The 17,326-nt window shown below is 57.9% G+C and carries 16 protein-coding genes; 10 read left to right on the top strand and 6 right to left on the bottom strand.

What is annotated here, in order from left to right:
- Nucleotides 1-374: 374 nt before the first annotated feature.
- From AC1V0D_RS19200 to AC1V0D_RS19185, 4 genes are all read left to right on the top strand, one after another.
- Nucleotides 375-2,309: a PTS mannitol transporter subunit IICBA gene (locus AC1V0D_RS19200; protein WP_140029635.1), complete on the top strand. Its 1,935-nt coding sequence runs from the start codon at nucleotides 375-377 to the stop codon at nucleotides 2,307-2,309.
- 94 nt (nucleotides 2,310-2,403) lie between these two features.
- Complete coding sequence (gene mtlD, locus AC1V0D_RS19195; RefSeq protein ID WP_482907890.1) at nucleotides 2,404-3,552, top strand: mannitol-1-phosphate 5-dehydrogenase; 1,149 nt, start codon at nucleotides 2,404-2,406, stop codon at nucleotides 3,550-3,552.
- Nucleotides 3,553-3,616: 64 nt separating this feature from the next.
- The gene (gene mtlR, locus AC1V0D_RS19190) at nucleotides 3,617-4,162 is read left to right on the top strand and encodes a mannitol operon repressor MtlR (RefSeq protein WP_181161962.1); all 546 of its coding nucleotides are present in this window, start codon (nucleotides 3,617-3,619) and stop codon (nucleotides 4,160-4,162) included.
- A gap of 102 nt (nucleotides 4,163-4,264) precedes the next feature.
- Nucleotides 4,265-4,627: a YibL family ribosome-associated protein gene (locus AC1V0D_RS19185; protein WP_058957163.1), complete on the top strand. Its 363-nt coding sequence runs from the start codon at nucleotides 4,265-4,267 to the stop codon at nucleotides 4,625-4,627.
- A gap of 8 nt (nucleotides 4,628-4,635) precedes the next feature.
- On the opposite strand, the gene AC1V0D_RS19180 is transcribed toward AC1V0D_RS19185, so the two are convergent.
- From AC1V0D_RS19180 to AC1V0D_RS19170, 3 genes are all read right to left on the bottom strand, one after another.
- The gene (locus AC1V0D_RS19180; RefSeq protein WP_307743796.1) at nucleotides 4,636-5,604 is read right to left on the bottom strand and encodes a VirK/YbjX family protein; all 969 of its coding nucleotides are present in this window, start codon (nucleotides 5,602-5,604) and stop codon (nucleotides 4,636-4,638) included.
- A gap of 201 nt (nucleotides 5,605-5,805) precedes the next feature.
- Entirely contained in the window at nucleotides 5,806-6,423 is a 618-nt protein-coding gene (gene sodA / locus AC1V0D_RS19175) for a superoxide dismutase [Mn] (protein ID WP_009088335.1), read from the bottom strand.
- Nucleotides 6,424-6,705: 282 nt separating this feature from the next.
- Entirely contained in the window at nucleotides 6,706-8,046 is a 1,341-nt protein-coding gene (locus AC1V0D_RS19170) for an aspartate aminotransferase family protein (RefSeq protein WP_325937436.1), read from the bottom strand.
- 206 nt (nucleotides 8,047-8,252) lie between these two features.
- On the opposite strand from AC1V0D_RS19170, the gene AC1V0D_RS19165 reads away from it, so the two are divergent.
- Nucleotides 8,253-9,029: a DeoR/GlpR family DNA-binding transcription regulator gene (locus tag AC1V0D_RS19165; RefSeq protein ID WP_046100923.1), complete on the top strand. Its 777-nt coding sequence runs from the start codon at nucleotides 8,253-8,255 to the stop codon at nucleotides 9,027-9,029.
- A gap of 22 nt (nucleotides 9,030-9,051) precedes the next feature.
- On the opposite strand, the gene fdhD is transcribed toward AC1V0D_RS19165, so the two are convergent.
- Nucleotides 9,052-9,876: a formate dehydrogenase accessory sulfurtransferase FdhD gene (gene fdhD, locus AC1V0D_RS19160; protein WP_167429381.1), complete on the bottom strand. Its 825-nt coding sequence runs from the start codon at nucleotides 9,874-9,876 to the stop codon at nucleotides 9,052-9,054.
- A gap of 393 nt (nucleotides 9,877-10,269) precedes the next feature.
- On the opposite strand from fdhD, the gene fdnG reads away from it, so the two are divergent.
- The 5 genes from fdnG to AC1V0D_RS19135 are packed head-to-tail and all read left to right on the top strand — an operon-like array spanning nucleotide 10,270 to nucleotide 16,429.
- Nucleotides 10,270-13,320, top strand: coding sequence for a formate dehydrogenase-N subunit alpha (fdnG, locus tag AC1V0D_RS19155; RefSeq protein WP_482907889.1), 3,051 nt, complete (start codon nucleotides 10,270-10,272; stop codon nucleotides 13,318-13,320).
- Between the two features lie 12 nt (nucleotides 13,321-13,332).
- Nucleotides 13,333-14,232 carry a formate dehydrogenase subunit beta gene (gene fdxH, locus AC1V0D_RS19150; protein WP_482907888.1) on the top strand — a complete coding sequence of 300 codons (900 nt, stop codon included), beginning with the start codon at nucleotides 13,333-13,335 and terminating at the stop codon, nucleotides 14,230-14,232.
- Nucleotides 14,232-14,873 (top strand): formate dehydrogenase cytochrome b556 subunit, encoded by a 642-nt coding sequence (fdoI, locus tag AC1V0D_RS19145; RefSeq protein ID WP_482907887.1) that lies wholly within the window; start codon nucleotides 14,232-14,234, stop codon nucleotides 14,871-14,873. Before fdxH ends, fdoI begins: the two co-directional genes overlap by 1 nt.
- Nucleotides 14,873-15,796: a formate dehydrogenase accessory protein FdhE gene (gene fdhE / locus AC1V0D_RS19140; protein WP_058957166.1), complete on the top strand. Its 924-nt coding sequence runs from the start codon at nucleotides 14,873-14,875 to the stop codon at nucleotides 15,794-15,796. The genes fdoI and fdhE overlap by 1 nt, the downstream gene beginning before the upstream one ends.
- A 21-nt stretch (nucleotides 15,797-15,817) precedes the next feature.
- Nucleotides 15,818-16,429 (top strand): glutathione S-transferase, encoded by a 612-nt coding sequence (locus AC1V0D_RS19135; RefSeq protein ID WP_046100919.1) that lies wholly within the window; start codon nucleotides 15,818-15,820, stop codon nucleotides 16,427-16,429.
- A 138-nt stretch (nucleotides 16,430-16,567) separates the two neighbouring features.
- Here AC1V0D_RS19135 and AC1V0D_RS19130 read toward each other — a convergent pair whose 3' ends face one another.
- Together AC1V0D_RS19130 and AC1V0D_RS19125 are read right to left on the bottom strand one after the other, a co-directional pair.
- The gene (locus AC1V0D_RS19130; protein ID WP_009088318.1) at nucleotides 16,568-16,867 is read right to left on the bottom strand and encodes a type II toxin-antitoxin system RelE/ParE family toxin; all 300 of its coding nucleotides are present in this window, start codon (nucleotides 16,865-16,867) and stop codon (nucleotides 16,568-16,570) included.
- A complete protein-coding gene (locus tag AC1V0D_RS19125; RefSeq protein WP_482907914.1) occupies nucleotides 16,864-17,148 on the bottom strand; it encodes a damage-inducible protein J in 285 nt (94 codons plus the stop codon). Before AC1V0D_RS19125 ends, AC1V0D_RS19130 begins: the two co-directional genes overlap by 4 nt.
- Between the last annotated feature and the right edge of the window lie 178 nt (nucleotides 17,149-17,326).

The following is a 17,326-nucleotide window of genomic DNA, read 5'->3' as shown; positions in this document are numbered from 1 at the left end:
CCTGAATCCCCCGCTGACTAAAGTGTGATCTGGCGCATTTTCGACCAAAAATAGTTTGTGATCTCAGTCACATTTACATAACAAACCCTGCCATCACGAATGTGATATTCATCACAGATAAGCCGGTGCACCGGTCATAATTCAGGCAAAGTCACCGTGCCCGCCTCTGTATTTGTGATCAAAGTCACGCTAATAACCCCCGTCCCCACCGCAAATGAGTGATGTGGATCACACTTATTCCGGGCCCTACGCAGTGCCAGATTCGCGTGATAGAGTCCGCGTGCATACAGTAATACCACCGGCTCTGGTCGGGGTGGCTAAACAAAAACAAACGCGCTCTCCTATTGCAGCGCGTCTCAATAAGGGGTGGGTTTATGTCCTCATCAGTCAAGGTCAAAGTACAGAGCTTTGGTCGCTTTCTGAGTAATATGGTGATGCCAAACATCGGGGCGTTTATCGCCTGGGGTATCATCACCGCACTGTTTATTCCAACCGGCTGGATCCCTAACGAAACGCTGGCCAAACTGGTCGGCCCGATGATCACCTACCTGCTGCCGTTGCTGATCGGTTTTACCGGCGGGCGTCTGGTGGGCGGCGATCGCGGCGGCGTGGTCGGTGCTATCACCACCATGGGTGTGATCGTGGGTGCCGATATGCCGATGTTCCTCGGCGCGATGATTGCCGGTCCACTGGGTGGCTGGGCCATTCGCTCGTTTGACCGGGCGATCGACGGCAAAATCAAAAGCGGCTTCGAGATGCTGGTTAACAACTTCTCGGCCGGTATTATCGGGATGATCCTGGCGCTGCTGGCTTTCCTGGCCATCGGCCCGCTGGTGGAAGGTCTGTCCCACATTCTCGCCGCTGGCGTGAACCTGATGGTGCAGAACAACCTGCTGCCACTGACCTCCATCTTCGTTGAACCGGCGAAAATCCTGTTCCTGAACAACGCCATCAACCACGGCATCTTCTCGCCGCTCGGTATCCAGCAGGCGAGTGAAGCGGGCAAATCGATTTTCTTCCTGATCGAAGCCAACCCGGGTCCGGGTATGGGCGTGCTGATGGCCTACATGTTCTTTGGTCGCGGCAGTGCCAAACAGTCTGCGGGGGGTGCGGCGATTATCCACTTCCTGGGCGGCATCCATGAAATCTACTTCCCGTATGTGCTGATGGCCCCTCGCCTGCTGCTGGCGGTGATCCTGGGCGGGATGACCGGTGTCTTCACGCTGACCGTGCTGAACGGCGGCCTGGTCTCTCCGGCTTCACCCGGTTCTATCCTGGCGGTGCTGGCGATGACGCCAAAAGGTGCCTACTTCGCCAACATCGCGGCGATTGCTGCCGCCTTCGCTGTCTCCTTCGTGGTCTCTGCGATCCTGCTGAAAACCAGCAAAGTCAAAGAAGATGACGATATCGAAGCGGCAACCCAGCGCATGCATGAGATGAAAGCGCAGTCGAAAGGTCAGGGTGCCGCAGCTGGCGCTATCGCCAGCGATGCCATGAGCGTCGATCTGCATCACGTCCGTAAAATCATCGTCGCCTGTGATGCCGGTATGGGCTCCAGCGCCATGGGCGCAGGCGTGCTGCGTAAGAAAGTGCAGGACGCGGGTCTGAGCAATGTTTCGGTAACCAATACCGCCATCAACGCTCTGCCAGGCGATGTCGACCTGGTGATCACCCACCGCGACCTGACCGAACGCGCCATTCGCCAGGCACCGCATGCACAGCATATTTCGCTGAACAACTTCCTCGACAGCGCGCTCTACAGCACCCTGACCGAGCGTCTGGTAGCGGCAAACCGCAGCGACCTCCATCGTGAAACGGTCAACACTGCCCTGTCTGACAGTTACGATGAAGGCAACGCACACCTGTTTAAGCTGGGCGCGGATAACGTCTTCCTCGGCCTGAGCGCCAGCAACAAAGAGCAGGCCATCCGCTTTGCGGGTGAGCAGCTGGTGAAAGGCGGTTACGTTGAGCCTGAATATGTTGAGGCGATGCTGGCGCGTGAAAAACTGACGCCGACCTACCTCGGCGAGTCGATCGCGGTGCCCCACGGCACGGTTGAAGCCAAAGATCGCGTGCTGAAAACCGGCGTGGTGTTCTGCCAGTATCCGGCAGGCGTCCTGTTCGGCGAAGATGCGGACGATGTGGCGCGCCTGGTGATTGGTATTGCTGCCCGCAACAACGAGCACATTCAGGTCATCACCAGCCTGACCAATGCGCTGGATGATGACAGCGTGATTGAGAAGCTGGCGAACACCAGCAGCGTGCAGGAAGTGCTGGATCTGCTGTCAGGCAAACCGGCACTCGCGTAATTCAAGGCTGTTTTTCCCTGGGGCGGTCATGCCCGTCCCGATTTCCTGGGGCGGGTTTGCCCGCCCCATCGTCATTTGATATGGGTCAAAAATTATGAAAGCGTTACATTTCGGAGCAGGAAACATTGGTCGCGGCTTTATCGGCAAATTACTGGCTGATGCAGGTATCGAACTGGTTTTTGCTGATGTGAATCAGGCGGTGCTGGATGCACTGAACGCGCGTCATGAGTATCCCGTTCATGTGGTTGGCGAGCAGGCCAGAACAGAAACCGTTAAAGGCGTCAGTGCGGTAAACAGCACCAGTGATGAGATCGTCACCCTGATTGCGGAGGTGGATCTGGTCACCACCGCCGTGGGGCCGCAGATCCTGGAGCGTATCGCCGGTAGCGTGGCAAAAGGGCTGGCAAAACGCAGCGACAACGGTAACACCCGTCCGTTAAATATCATCGCCTGCGAGAACATGGTGCGCGGCACCAGCCAGCTGAAACAGCATGTGCTGAAGGCGCTGCCCGAACAGTATCACGCCTGGCTGGAGCAGCATGTCGGCTTCGTGGATTCCGCCGTTGACCGCATCGTGCCGCCAACCGAAGCGTGCAGCAGCGATCCGCTGGAGGTGACGGTTGAAACCTTCAGCGAGTGGATCGTGGATAAAACCCAGTTCAAAGGTGACCTGCCGGCCATTCCGGGCATGGAACTGACCGACAACCTGATGGCGTTTGTCGAGCGTAAGCTTTTCACCCTGAATACCGGTCACGCGATTACCGCCTACCTCGGCCAGATGGCGGGTCACCAGACCATTCGCGATGCCATTCTTGACGAAAAAATCCGGGCCGTGGTGAAAGGCGCGATGGAGGAGAGCGGCGCCGTGCTGATTAAGCGCTACGGTTTTGACGCAGAGAAACATGCGGCTTACATCCGCAAGATCCTCGGCCGTTTTGAAAACCCCTATCTGAAAGATGAGGTTGAGCGCGTCGGGCGTCAGCCACTGCGTAAACTCAGCGCGGGCGATCGCCTGATCAAGCCGACGCTGGGGACGCTGGAGTACGGGTTACCGCACGCCAGCCTGGTGCAGGGAATTGCCGCAGCGATGCACTATCACAGCGACCAGGACCCGCAGGCGCAGGAGCTGGCTGCACTGCTGGCAGAGAAAGGTCCACAGGCGACGCTGGCGGAGATCTCAGGGCTGGATGCTGACAGCGAGGTCGTGGCTTCGGTGGTGAGCGCCTGGCACGCTATGGCATAATGCGCGCGTGTTAGTGACGCAAGCCGGGCGCAGTTCGCCTGCGCCCAACGGCGGTATTGAACCCATGCAGGCAATAATGGAAGAGAAGCAAGCTTTTGAGAACCGGGTGCTTGAGCGCCTGAACGCCGGTCGTTCGGTGAGAAGCTTTCTGATCGCCGCCGTTGAGCTATTGGCGGAAGCCGTCAATCTGCTGGTGCTGCAGGTGTTCCGCAAAGATGACTATGCGGTCAAATATGCGGTAGAACCGCTGCTGCTGGGCGATGGGCCTTTAGGCGAACTCTCGGTTCGCCTGAAGCTGATCTACGGTCTGGGCGTCATCAGCCGGCACGAATATGAAGATGCTGAGCTGCTGCTGGCGCTCCGCGAAGAGCTGAATCACGACACCGGAGAGTATCGTTTTACCGACGATGAAATTCTGGGCCCTTTTGGCGAGCTGCACTGCGTGACCGCCTGGCCGCCCGCACCGGTGTTTCACACCGACGATGCAGAACTGCGCAGCATGCAGCAGCAGCGCTATCTGCAGATGGTGCGATCCACCATGGTTCTCTCCCTCACCGAGCTTATCGCCCGCATCAGTATGAAGCAGGCGTTTAAAAAGTCCGGCAGCTAATCCCGTCAGGCGCCCTTGCGGCGCCTTTTTTGCCTTAACCTGTCGGGAACCGGCGCCAGATTTGGTGTATCCTTGGCCTGTTTTCCTCAACGAGTTGTTGTCATGAAAGAGCAAGAAAAGAACGAAATCAAACGTCTCAGCGATCAGCTGGACGCACTGAACCGCAAAGAGCCGCAGTTACTGGAATCGGGTGATGCCGAGAAACTGGGCGCGCTGCTGAAAGAGAAAGAAACGCTGGTCACGGAAATTGAGCGTCTGCGCAATCAGCGGGTTGAAAAGCTGAGTGCTGAAGCGCAGAAGCTGCAAAAGATGGGCTTCAGCCGCGAAATTACCAAAAAAGAGCAGGCAAATCTGGGTGCGCTGAAGAAAAGCGTGCGCGGCCTGGTCGTGGTGCATCCAATGACCGCGCTGGGACGTGAAATGGGTCTGAAAGTGATGACCGGCTTCGCCAGAACCGCATTCTGAGCCCGCGATCAGGCGGCAGCCTGATCGACATCGGCTTTGTGTTCGCCGGCGGCGGCATAAACCTGCTCCGCCAGCGAATCCAGCAGTTCATAGCGACGGCGATACTCTGCCCGCTTCTTACTGGCGATCTCCTCCAGCGTTTTACGCGGCAGGCTCAGCGGCAGTCTGAACATCCCGTCCGGGCGAGCCTCGCCACTCAGCGACAGCCAGAACTCACTGTAGCTGGCAAAGAACTTATCCCCTTTGCTGTGACGATAACGCAGACTGCGGAAGACGTGCGTCTCATCGCCGACCGCCAGAATAGCTTCCACGCCGCACTGCTTCGCCACAATAAATACCGCTTCCATTAACAGACGTTTCGGAAAGAGACCCTGCGCCGCTTTGGTCGCCTCGCGGATCACCTCATTATTGATATGTTTCCGCGGGCCCTGTAATCCGCCAATTAATAAGGTGCGCTGGTTATTCTCGTTCAGAATAGAAAAAGAGAGCGAGGCGATGACTTCGTCGTTATAACGCAATACCAGCGTCACTTCACCTTCACGGTCGAAATAACCCGAGCTGCAGGAGAGCAGGAATTTCTCGCCATTTTTACCGGTCAGCATCGCCAGCGGATTATCAGACGCGCTCTGCAGCAGCTGACGCAGCGCCGGATTCGCCAGATTATTCATCAGAGTGTAGTGATCGAGAATGGCCTGTGCGCGGGCCGCAATGCTCATCCCCGAGCGCAGATAGGGCCGGTGCAGCTTGGCTGGCAGCAGTCCCTGGGTGCTCATCAGCAGGGCGCGCTGTGGTAATTGCGACAGCGCATCCAGATAATGCAGCGTAGTCAGCGGCGATATTAATGTTCTTAACACAAATTTCAGCCGGAAGCGTTTACTCAGCCAGAGTTTATCCGGCACATATTTCCCACTGATTAACTGGAAAAAAAGCGAGGCAGTTGAATCGGTCGTGGATTCATGAGTAGTTATAATTGACATAATCAGCGACACACAAAGAGTTAAGCAACGATGTCACTGAAAATAACATGGCCAATATCAACGGCAGGTTAATATCGGACAACATTAAAGCGGATATTTTACGATTTCTGGTTCACTTTGAGACTGCATAAAATAGGGATAAAAAAAACCGGCAAAATAGAATTTACCGGTTTATCTTCATTATGTTTACGTTTGGTTAACTTACTGAGCAGCAGCGAAACGCGCAGCCGCTTCGTCCCAGTTAACGACGTTCCAGAACGCTTTGATGTAATCAGGACGTTTGTTCTGATACTTCAGGTAGTAAGCGTGTTCCCACACGTCCAGACCGATGATCGGGAAACCAGACACGCCGGCAACCGCTTCGCCCATCAGTGGGTTATCCTGGTTTGCGGTCGACACCACAGCCAGTTTGTCACCCTGCTTAACCAGCCATGCCCAGCCAGAACCGAAACGGGTGGCTGCCGCTTTCTCGAACTCTTCCTGGAATTTTTCTACGCTGCCGAAATCTTTCTCAATCGCGGCTTTCAGGTCGCCCTGCAGCGTGGTGCCGGTTTTCAGGCCTTTCCAGAACAGGCTGTGGTTAGCGTGACCACCTGCGTTATTGCGCAGAGGGCCTTTTTTGTCTGCTGGCAGCTGATCCAGTTTGGTGATCAGCTCGTCAACCGGCAGATTGGCAAATTCAGTGCCTTCCAGCGCCGCGTTAGCGTTGTTCACATAGGTCTGGTGATGTTTGGTGTGATGGATTTCCATCGTCTGCTTGTCGAAATGCGGTTCCAGTGCGTCGTATGCGTAAGGCAGGGATGGCAGTGAATAACTCATGTTCTTCCTCTCCATTTAGTGGGTGCAGCACGACGGATTCAGGACGTGCCGCGTAAGCAGTCGAATCATTATAGTTAAATTCATGTAGCGTAAAAGGGTAATCAATGCCCTATAAAACCTAAGGAATTGAGAAATCCGGCAATAGCAACCCGTTGTTTTTTCAAGATGCTGTGCCTCACCCTGCCTTTTTGACCCTCTCCGTCCGCCGGACCGGGATGCCGATCCCGCACGCAGAGCAGGCGGTCTGTCCGCCCGCCTGCCGCGTCAGCCCTGACCTGCGGACTACCTGCCCAGCTCGCGCAGTGCGCTGTCGAGTGCGCCGACCAGCCAGTCGATGTCACTCTCCTGGAATGCCAATGGCGGACGCAGTTTCAGCACATTCCCATAGGGGCCCGCGACCGAGGTCAGCACGCGATGTTCACGCAGCTTCTCGATTAAATCCAGCGCCAGGGTTTTATCCGGCGTTTTACTGTGACGATCGGTCACCAGCTCGAAGCCGATAAAGAGTCCGGCACCGCGCACATCCCCTACACACTCATAACGATCCATCAGGGTTTTCAGCTCAGCCAGCAGCTTCGCGCCGACGACCCGGCTGTGTTCCTGCAGCCCCTCTTCGGTGATCACCTTCAGCACAGCCTGCGCCGCGGCCATGGCGACCGGATTGCCGCCAAAGGTGTTGAAGTAAGGAATCGAGTTGCTGAAGGCGGCCAGCACATCACTTTTTGCCAGCAGCCCGGAAACGGGGATGCCATTGCCCATTGGCTTGCCGGTGGTAATGAGATCGGGCACCACATCGTGGCGGCCAAAGCCCCAGAAGGCGTCGCCGGTGCGGCCAAAGCCAGGCTGGACTTCATCGGCAATAAAGATCCCGCCGTTGGCGTGCACCACATCGACCGCTTTTTTCAGGAAGCCACGCGGATTGGGCAGTACACCGTCCGAGGAGAAAATCGAGTCCGCCAGGAAACCGGCAAATTTAATGCCGTGTGCCGCCATGTCATCGATCTGCTGCTGAATCTGGTCAGCGAACCAGTCGCCAAGGTCGGGCGCATCCACCCGGTAGGCATCCGGCGGCATCACCAGCCGTGTGGTGGGGGCCAGCGGCTGTCCGCTGCCCAGCGCCGGCGACGCGCCGGAGGTCAGCTCACTGGTGCCGTGATAGGCCTCCTTGCTGACAATGATGCCGGTGCCGCCGCTGAAGGCGCGCGCGACGCGGATTGCCAGGTCATTCGCTTCCGAGCCGGTGCACATATACATCGCACGATCGATCGCCGCAGGTGTGGTCGCCAGCAGCGCTTCACTGTAATCGAGGATATTTTCATGCAGGTAACGGGTGTGGGTGTTCAGCATTTTCATCTGCTGCGTCACCGCCTCGATCACCGCCGGATGGCAGTGGCCGATGCTCGCCACGTTGTTATACACATCGAGATATTTATCACCTGCGGCATCCCACAGGTATTGCCCTTCACCCCGCACCAGATGAACCGGTTTGCGATAGAACAGACGATAGGATTCGCCAAGCACTTTGCTGCGTTTATCGGTCAGTTTGCGCGTGTCGCTGTCCAGCGCATCGGCATGTTCGGCACGAAAACTGTTGGTATCCATAATGGTGGAACGCGTGGCCATAATGACTCCCGTGACAAGGATGAAGGAGGAAGATCAGACCCCTTCATCATGCCTGCCTGAAAATAAAATGCAACCAAATACACAAATACAACAAAATACACATGACGCAGGGAGATCGCCGCGTTAAGCTGATGCCTGATTCAGACGGACTCCTGCGCCTCACTGGCGTATTATCCGTGCTCTTCGCGCTTAAAAAGGAAACCGCTATGCTGCAGGAAACGCGCCTTCATCGCATCCGCGCCCTGCTGACCCGACTCAATCAGGTCAGTACCGAGCGCATCATCAGGGAGCTGGGGGTCTCACGCGAAACCGCGCGCCGCGATATCATCGAGCTGGAAGCGCTGGGGCTGGCGCGCCGCGTCCACGGCGGACTGGTGGCGATAGAACCCTCGGCGGAGCCGCCGCTGACGGAACGTCGCAGTACGCAGACCCGGGAGAAGCGCGCGATCGCCCGTGCCGCCGCGCAGTTGCTGCAGCCCGGACAGACGCTGTTCCTTGATGCGGGCAGTACCACCACGCTGCTGGCAGAAGAGCTGCACGCCCTGTCCGGCCTGACAATCGTGACCAACAGCCTGCAGGCCGCGCTGGCGCTGAGCGCCGGGGAGGAAGACCGGCCTCTGAATAATCAGATTATTTTGCTGGGCGGGAATATGTCCGCCGGGGCGCAACAGACGCGCGGTGAGATCACCGTGGGCGAAATCATCCGCTACCGCGCCGATGTGGCGCTGCTGTCGCCGGTTGGCATTGAGGCCGATTGTGGTGCCAGCAGTTTTCATCCGCATGAAGCGGCCATCGCCCGGGCAATGGTTCAGCAATCCGCCGCCTGCTATCTGCTGGCCGATCACACCAAGCTGGGCGTGGTGAGCCGGACAATCTACGCGCCGCCGCAGGCGATCAGCCTGCTGATCACCGACAGTGGCGGGGATAACGGTGCCGAACTGGATGCGTTGCAGCAGGCGCTGCCCCGGTTGATCGTGGTCTAGCGAAGCGGCAACGGCAGGTAATTTAACGCAGCCGCTGCGGGTGGCTGTAGATCGTGGCCCGGCCCGGCTTGCTGAAGCCGACCAGCGTCAGGTTGCAGCGCTCAGCCACCTCAACCGCCAGACGGGTCGCGGCAGAGACGGCGAACAGGATCTCGACGCCGCACATGGCGGACTTCTGCACCATCTCATAGCTGGCGCGGCTGGAGACCAGCAGCGCCCCCGGCCCCCACGCGGCCTGGCTGCGATAGCCCAGTAGCTTATCGAGTGCCACATGGCGACCCACATCTTCACAGCCGCCGGCCAGCTGACCATCGGGCTGGATCCACGCCGCCGCATGGGTGCAGCCGGTTTTCTGTCCGACAGGCTGAAACTCTTTCAGCTGTCCCAGCGCCCGATCGAGCTGATCCAGCGCAAAGGTCTGGGTAAAGGGTAGCGGCGACAGCGGCTTGCCGATCTGATCCAGCTGCTCAACGCCACACACGCCACAGCCGGTCCGGCCCGCCAGCGCACGACGCTGCGCTTTCAGCGCCATAAAGCGGCGGCTGGAAAGCTCAATCTGGACTTCAATACCGTGACAGCCCGGCACGATGTCCATGCCGAAAATATCGCCCGGCGCGTCGATAATGCCCTCTGACAGCGAAAAACCCAGCGCGAACGCCTCCAGGTCTTTGGGCGTGGTCATCATCACCACGTGAGAGATGCCGTTATAGACCAGCGCCACCGGCACCTCATCCGCCAGCCAGTCAGGCTGAGCCGTCATCAGATCGGCACGCTGCCAGACCTGCGCTGTGCTGACGCCGGCCTGAATTGTTAAATCTTCGCCTGAGTCAGGCTGGATAGCTTTCAAAAAATAGGACCTGTTGTTAAAAAATAATTGCCGGTGCGGCTGCACGGCGAGGGGCTGACATCGTCTGATTTTGCCTGCAGGCCCGGCACAGCGCAAATAAACAGCGGGGCAATTCATGCGGTTTCAGGTGTGCCAGAGGCACAGCCACGGCTGCGGGTGTGCAAAATGAGAAGGGAACCGCTCCGGCATTAACATCCGGGAGCAAATCACCCCCGCCATCCGCGGCTGACGCTGAAAATGGACTTGCAATGCCGCTCCCCCACCGCAGGGTTTTAACAAAATTTAGAAAAAGAATTACTAATCGCTAACCTGTTGACCCCGGTCAACTTACAGGCAATCAGGGCTGTTATTTTGCAGGGCTTCGCAATGGAGCCGGAAAAGAAGAACGATAACATGCAAATTAACAGACGGAGTTTTTTTAAGATCTGTGCGGGCGGACTGGCGGGAACCAGCGCGGCGTTGCTCGGTTTTGCCCCCACCACAGCCTTAGCCAGTGTCCGGGAGTTCAAGCTCATTCGCGCCAGAGAGACACGGAATAACTGCACCTACTGTTCCGTCGGCTGCGGCATGCTGATCTACAGCCTGGGGGATGGCGCTAAAAATGCCAGCGCCTCGATTTATCATATTGAAGGTGACCCGGACCATCCGGTCAGTCGCGGATCGCTCTGCCCCAAAGGCGCGGGCGTAATCGACTTTATTCACAGCGAGCAGCGGCTGAAGTACCCGGAATACCGTGCACCGGGCTCTGACACATGGCAGCGCATCAGCTGGGAGGAGGCGTTTGATCGTATTGCCCGCCTGATGAAGCAGGATCGCGATGCCCACTTCCAGACCACCAACGCCGCAGGGGTCACGGTAAACCGCTGGCCAACCACCTCCATGTTCTGCTCCTCCGCCGCCAGTAATGAGACCGGCCTGCTCGACCAGAAGTTTGCCCGTTCGCTGGGCATTCTGGCGCTGGAGAACCAGGCGCGCCTCTGTCACGGCCCGACCGTGGCGGCGCTGGCCCCCAGCTTTGGTCGCGGAGCCATGACCAACAACTGGAACGACATCAAAAATGCCAATGTGGTGATGATCATGGGCGGCAACCCGGCCGAGGCGCATCCGGTCGGCTTTAAATGGGTCATTGAAGCGAAAACCCGGAACAAGGCGCAGGTCATCGTGGTCGATCCGCGCTTTAACCGCTCTGCCGCCGTTGCCGATTTTTACGCGCCCGTGCGGGCGGGCAGCGATGTTGTGTTCCTGATGGGGGTGATTAACTATCTGCTGCAGCACAACCTGATCCAGCAGGAGTATGTTCGCGCCTTCACCAACGCGGCCCTGATCGTCAGCAACGGCTTCAGCTTCAGCGACGGTCTGTTCAGCGGCTATGATGCCGACACCCGTCAGTACGATCGCCAGAGCTGGCACTATGAGCTGGATGAAAACGGCCATGCACGACGGGATGAGAGCTTCACTCATCCACGCTGCGTACTGAACCTGCTTAAAACCCATGCCAGCCGCTATACGCCGGAGATGGTGACGCGCCTGTGCGGCACATCGCAGGACGCCTTTATCGCGGTGTGCGAACAGCTCGCGTCGACCTGCGTGCCGAATCGCACCGCCACCATCCTCTATGCGCTGGGCTGGACGCACCACACTAACGGCTCGCAGATTATCCGCACGGCGGCAATGATCCAGCTGCTGCTGGGCAATATCGGTATGCCGGGTGGCGGCATCAATGCGCTGCGTGGTCACTCCAATGTGCAGGGATTTACCGATCTCGGACTGCTGTCACAGAGTCTGCCGGGCTATCTGCCGCTGCCCTCCGAGAAGATGACTACACTGGCCAGCTGGCTGGAGAAGGCCACGCCGGTTGCGCCTCTGCCGGGGCAGGTCAACTACTGGCAGAACACCGACAAATTTTTTGTCAGCCTGATGAAGAGTTTCTACGGCGATAAGGCCACGGCGGAAAACCAGTGGGGCTACGACTGGCTGCCGAAATGGGACAAAAGTTACGACTGCATGGCGCAGGCGGAGATGATGGAACAGGGCGCGCTGAATGGCTGTCTGATTCAGGGCTTTAACCTGCTGGCCGCCTTCCCGGACAAAAATAAGGCGGTACGGGCCCTTTCCCGGCTGAAGTTTATGGTGGTGATCGATCCGCTCAGCACGGAAACCGCCAGCTTCTGGCAACATCACGATGCGTTCAACGACGTCGACCCGGCGCAAATCCAGACCGAAGTGTTCCGCCTGCCCTCCTCCTGCTTCGCGGAAGAGTCGGGCTCGGTCGCAAACTCGTCACGCTGGCTGCAGTGGCACTGGGCTGCCGCCGAGCCGCCCGGAGAAGCGCTGCATGACGGAAAAATTCTCGGCAATCTGTTTATGCGGCTGCGTGAACTTTATCGTCTCGAAGGCGGTGCAAACCCTGAGCCGCTGATGGCCATGCGCTGGGACTACCGCGATCCGTTCAATCCTGAGCCGGAAGAGGTGGCGCAGGAGAGCAACGGCCAGGCGCTGGCCGATATTTATGACGCCAGTGGCAAACTGCTGCTGAAAAAAGGTCAGCAGCTCAACAGCTTTTCGGAGCTGCGTAACGATGGCACCACCGCCAGCGCCTGCTGGATCTACAGCGGCAGCTGGACGCCGGACGGTAATCAGATGGCGCGGCGCGACAATGCCGATCCCTCCGGGTTGGGCGCGGTCTCCGGCTGGGCCTGGTCATGGCCGGCCAACCGCCGCATTCTCTACAACCGCGCCTCTGCGGATGCGCAGGGTAAAGCCTGGGATCCGCAGCGCCGTCTGATTGAGTGGGACGGCGCACGCTGGCACGGCATCGATGTGCCGGACTATCCGGTCACGCTGCCACCTCAGCAGCAGGCCGGGCCGTTTATCATGCAGCCCGACGGCATGGGTCACCTGTTTGCGCTGGATAAAATGGCGGATGGCCCGTTCCCGGAACACTATGAGCCGATGGAGAGTCCCCTCGCCGACAACCCCCTGCATCCGCAGCAGCGTCACAGCCCGGTCGTTCGTCTGTTCAGCAGTGACGTCGCACAGCTGGGCGAGGTCGCTGACTATCCCTGCGTCGCCACCACCTACTCCATCACTGAGCTGTTCCGCCACTGGACCAAGCATGCCCTGCTGAACGCCATTGCGCAGCCGGAGCAGTTTGTCGAAATCGGCACCGAACTGGCGGAGGAGAAAGGCATTCAGGCCGGTGACAGCGTCAGAGTCTCGTCACGCCGGGGTTATATCGAGGCCAAAGCGGTGGTTACCCGCCGTCTCCCGCGCCTGATGATTGACGGCAGGCCGGTGGATACCGTGGGTATTCCCTGTCACTGGGGCTTTGAGGGCACCACGCGTAAGGGCTTCCTCGCCAATACGCTGACGCCTTCCGTTGGCGACGCCAACTCGCAGACCCCGGAGTACAAGGGATTTTTAGTGAAAGTCGAAAAAGCGTAACGGTGGATGACCATGGCTTATCAATCACAAGATATTATCCGTCGCTCTGCGACCAGTGGCTTTACCCCGCCGCCGCAGGCGCGCGATCACCAGCGCGAAGTGGCGAAGCTTATTGACGTCACCACCTGTATTGGCTGCAAAGGCTGCCAGGTTGCCTGCTCCGAATGGAACGACATCCGCGATGAGGTCGGTCATAACATCGGGGTCTATGACAATCCCACCGATCTGAGCGCCAAATCCTGGACGGTGATGCGCTTTTCAGAAGTGGAAGAGAACGGCAGGCTCGCCTGGCTGATCCGCAAAGATGGCTGCATGCACTGCGCCGATCCCGGCTGCCTGAAGGCTTGTCCGTCAGCAGGCGCCATCATCCAGTACGCTAACGGCATCGTCGATTTTCAGTCTGAGCAGTGCATCGGCTGCGGCTACTGCATCGCGGGCTGTCCCTTCAACGTGCCCCGCATCAATAAAGAGGATAACCGCGCCTATAAATGCACCCTGTGCGTGGACCGCGTCAGCGTCGGCCAGGAACCCGCCTGTGTGAAGACCTGTCCGACCGGCGCCATTCATTTCGGCAGCAAAAGCGACATGCTGACGCTGGCGGAGGAGCGCGTAGCAGAGCTGAAGTCGCGCGGCTTTGCACAGGCGGGTCTCTACAACCCGGAAGGCGTGGGCGGCACCCATGTGATGTATGTGCTGCATCATGCTGACAAGCCCCAGCGCTATCACGGCCTGCCGGCGAATCCGGGCATCAGCCCGGCCGTGACCTTCTGGAAGGGGATCTGGAAACCGCTGGCGGCGGTGGGTTTTGCCGCCACGTTCGCCGCATCCATTTTTCACTATGTCGGCGTCGGTCCGAATCGCGTCACCGACGCGCACGACGGTGACGACGATCAGCAAAGGGAGGATAAATAATGAACAAACCCGATCGTCTGGTGCGCTACCGTGCACCGGAACGCATTAATCACTGGATCGTCGCAATCTGCTTTGTCATCACGGCCTTAAGCGGTCTGGGGTTTTTCTTTCCCTCCTTCAACTGGCTGATGCAGATATTCGGCACGTCACAACTGGCGCGTATTCTGCATCCTTTCACCGGTGTGGTGATGTTTGCCGCTTTTATGCTGATGTTTTTGCGCTACTGGAAAGAGAACCTGATCAATCGTGATGACCTCTGCTGGGCCAGAAATATTCACCGGATTGCACGCAATGAAGAGGTGGGTGATACCGGTAAATATAACTTTGGTCAGAAGTGTGTGTTCTGGGCTGCTATCATCAGCTTAGTCCTGCTGCTTGCCAGCGGCATTGTGATCTGGCGACCTTACTTTGCTGATGCCTTCGCCATTCCGCTGATTCGTCTGGCACTGGTGGTGCATTCGGTGTCAGCAGTGGTACTGATCATCGTCATCATGGTGCATGTTTATGCTGCACTGTGGGTCAAAGGCACACTGACCGCGATGGTTGAGGGCTGGGTCAGCGCCGACTGGGCCAGACATCACCATCCCCGCTGGTTTCGTGAGCAGCGTAAACTGCCAGAAAAACAGGATAAACGCCCCTGATGAGTATTCGCATAATCCCGCAAGATCAGCTGGAGAAAGGCGAAAAGAACACGGCGGAGAGGATTCCGCCGTTACTTTTTCCACGGCTGAAAAATTTATACAGCCGTCGTGCTGCGCGACTGCGCGACCTGGCGGCGAAAAATCCACTCGGCGACTATCTGCGCTTTGCGGCAACGATCGCCGAAGCGCAGGAGATTGTGCTGTATGACCACCCGCTGCACATCGATCTGCATGCCCGACTGACGCAGAGCGCCAGCGAGGGTAAGCCGCCGCTGAACATCCACACCCTGCCGCGCGATCCGCACTGGCAGCGGCTGCTGCACTCGCTGATTGCCGAACTGAAGCCGGAGATGAGCGGTCAGGCGCTGGCGGTGCTGGAGAATCTGGAAAAGGCCTCCGCCACCGAGCTGGAGACGCTGGCCAGTGCGCTGTTTACCGGCGATTATGCACAGGTCAGCAGCGACAGAGCGCCCTTTATCTGGGCGGCGCTCTCGCTCTACTGGGCGCAGATGGCGGCCCTCATCCCGGGCAAAGCGCGGGCGGAGATGGGCGATCAGCGGCAGTTCTGTCCGGTGTGCGCCAGTATGCCGGTCGCCAGCGTGGTCCATATGGGCAGTGATGAAGGCGCGCGTTACCTGCACTGTAATCTGTGCGAAAGTGAATGGCATGTGGTACGCAGTAAGTGTACCCAGTGCGAGCAGTCCCGCGATCTGCACTACTGGTCGCTCAACAGCGAGCTGGCGGCGGTGAAGGCAGAGAGCTGCGGCGACTGTGGCACCTACCTGAAGATGCTCTATCAGGAGAAAGATCCGGCCATCGAACCGGTGGCCGACGATCTGGCGTCGCTGATACTGGATGCCCGGATGGAGCAGGAAGGTTTTGCTCGCAGCAGTCTCAACCCCTTTATGTTTCCTGGCGAATAGGCGATGAATCCGGAGAACCCGATGAAACTGATTGGCAGCTATACCAGCCCGTTTGTGCGTAAGATTTCGATTATCATGCTGGAAAAAGGCATTACGTTTGAATTCGTCAACGCCTCGCCCTACAGCGATGACAGCCACGTACCACACTACAATCCGCTGGGCAAAGTCCCGGCGCTGGTCGCTGACGATAAGCAAATCTGGTTCGACTCCAGCATCATCGCGGAATTTCTGGAACTGCGCGGGGCAGAGCCTGCCCTGCTGCCTGCTAATCCGCTTGCGTCGCTTAACATCCGTCAGCTGGAGAAGCTGGCGGATGGCATCTGCGATGCCGCGCTGGTGATCGTGCGCGAGCAGCTGCGGCCGGGGGATTTGCAGTCAGAGGAGGTACTGGTGCGCAATCGGGAAAAGATTCAGCGCAGTCTCGACATGCTGGAAGCGAAGGCCGCAGAGGGAAAATGGCTCAACAACGGTCAGCTCAATCTGGCGGATATCGCCACCGGCTGTATGATTGGCTATCTCAATTTCCGCCGTGTGGTGCCTAACTGGTGTGTTGAGCGTCCGGCACTGGTGAAGCTGGCGGAAACGCTGTTTCAGCGTGAGAGCTTTGCAATGACGACGCCGCCTGCGGCGTGATGGGTGTGCTGTAGAGGGCAGGTGACAAAATCAAAAGGTGCGGTTGGGGGGCTAATGGTCTAATCCAGCTCCGAAGCGTGCCGTTCTGTCTGACGACGTCCTCAGGCCTGACAATCTGACGCAGGATGAACTGGCTGACTATCGCTGATAGCGGCCTGTTATTTTCCGGGATGTGTGAAGTATCCTCAGGATGCGAACTCCCTCTGTTTCGGCAACATAGATAATGATGAACGGAAAGCGCGGCACCACCAGTTTATATTGTTTTTCTGTGCCGACTTTTATTCCGGCCCGCGGGTTCTCGCTAAGCAGACTGGCCATACGGGTAAACTTATCGTCTGTTGCACTGGCTACCAGCAGGCCAGCCTCACGATACAGATAACGAAATATCGTCTCCCTGTCAGCCTGCGCCTGTTTTTCCCATTGAACGCCTGATATCACAATGTTCCCCGCGCGGCCTGCGCTTTCAGCTCTTCCATGCGGGCATTCATTTCATCGTTACTGATGAACTCACTTTCACCGGCATCATAACGGCTGAACGCCGCCGTGATTTGCTGTTCCAGCCATGCATCATGTTGGCCATCCTGATATTGCCGCTCTTCAGCAGCCAGCTCTTCCACTCGCTGACGCACAACCTCTGTCAGTGTCTTCTTCTGGCGCTCGGCTGCCTGCATGGCAAGTCGTTTAACGTCGTCATCAATCCTGAAGTGGATGGTGCTCATAAGCTGCCTCTCGCGTGGTGTCATTTGTGGTGTCATCATGCCTGTTATCCTTTTCTCTGTCACCTTCATCTCACGCTTAAGCGATGCCGGAAATCGCCACGCTAATAGAACTAAATAACCGATTACGGGTGCTGAAGAGGATATGGGGAAGAGGATGCAAACGAAATGGTAAACGGAG

The sequence above is a fragment of the Pantoea sp. PA1 genome (assembly GCF_056856975.1).
Note: the sequence above shows the minus strand (reverse complement) of the source record. Positions and strands in the feature narration are given on the sequence as shown.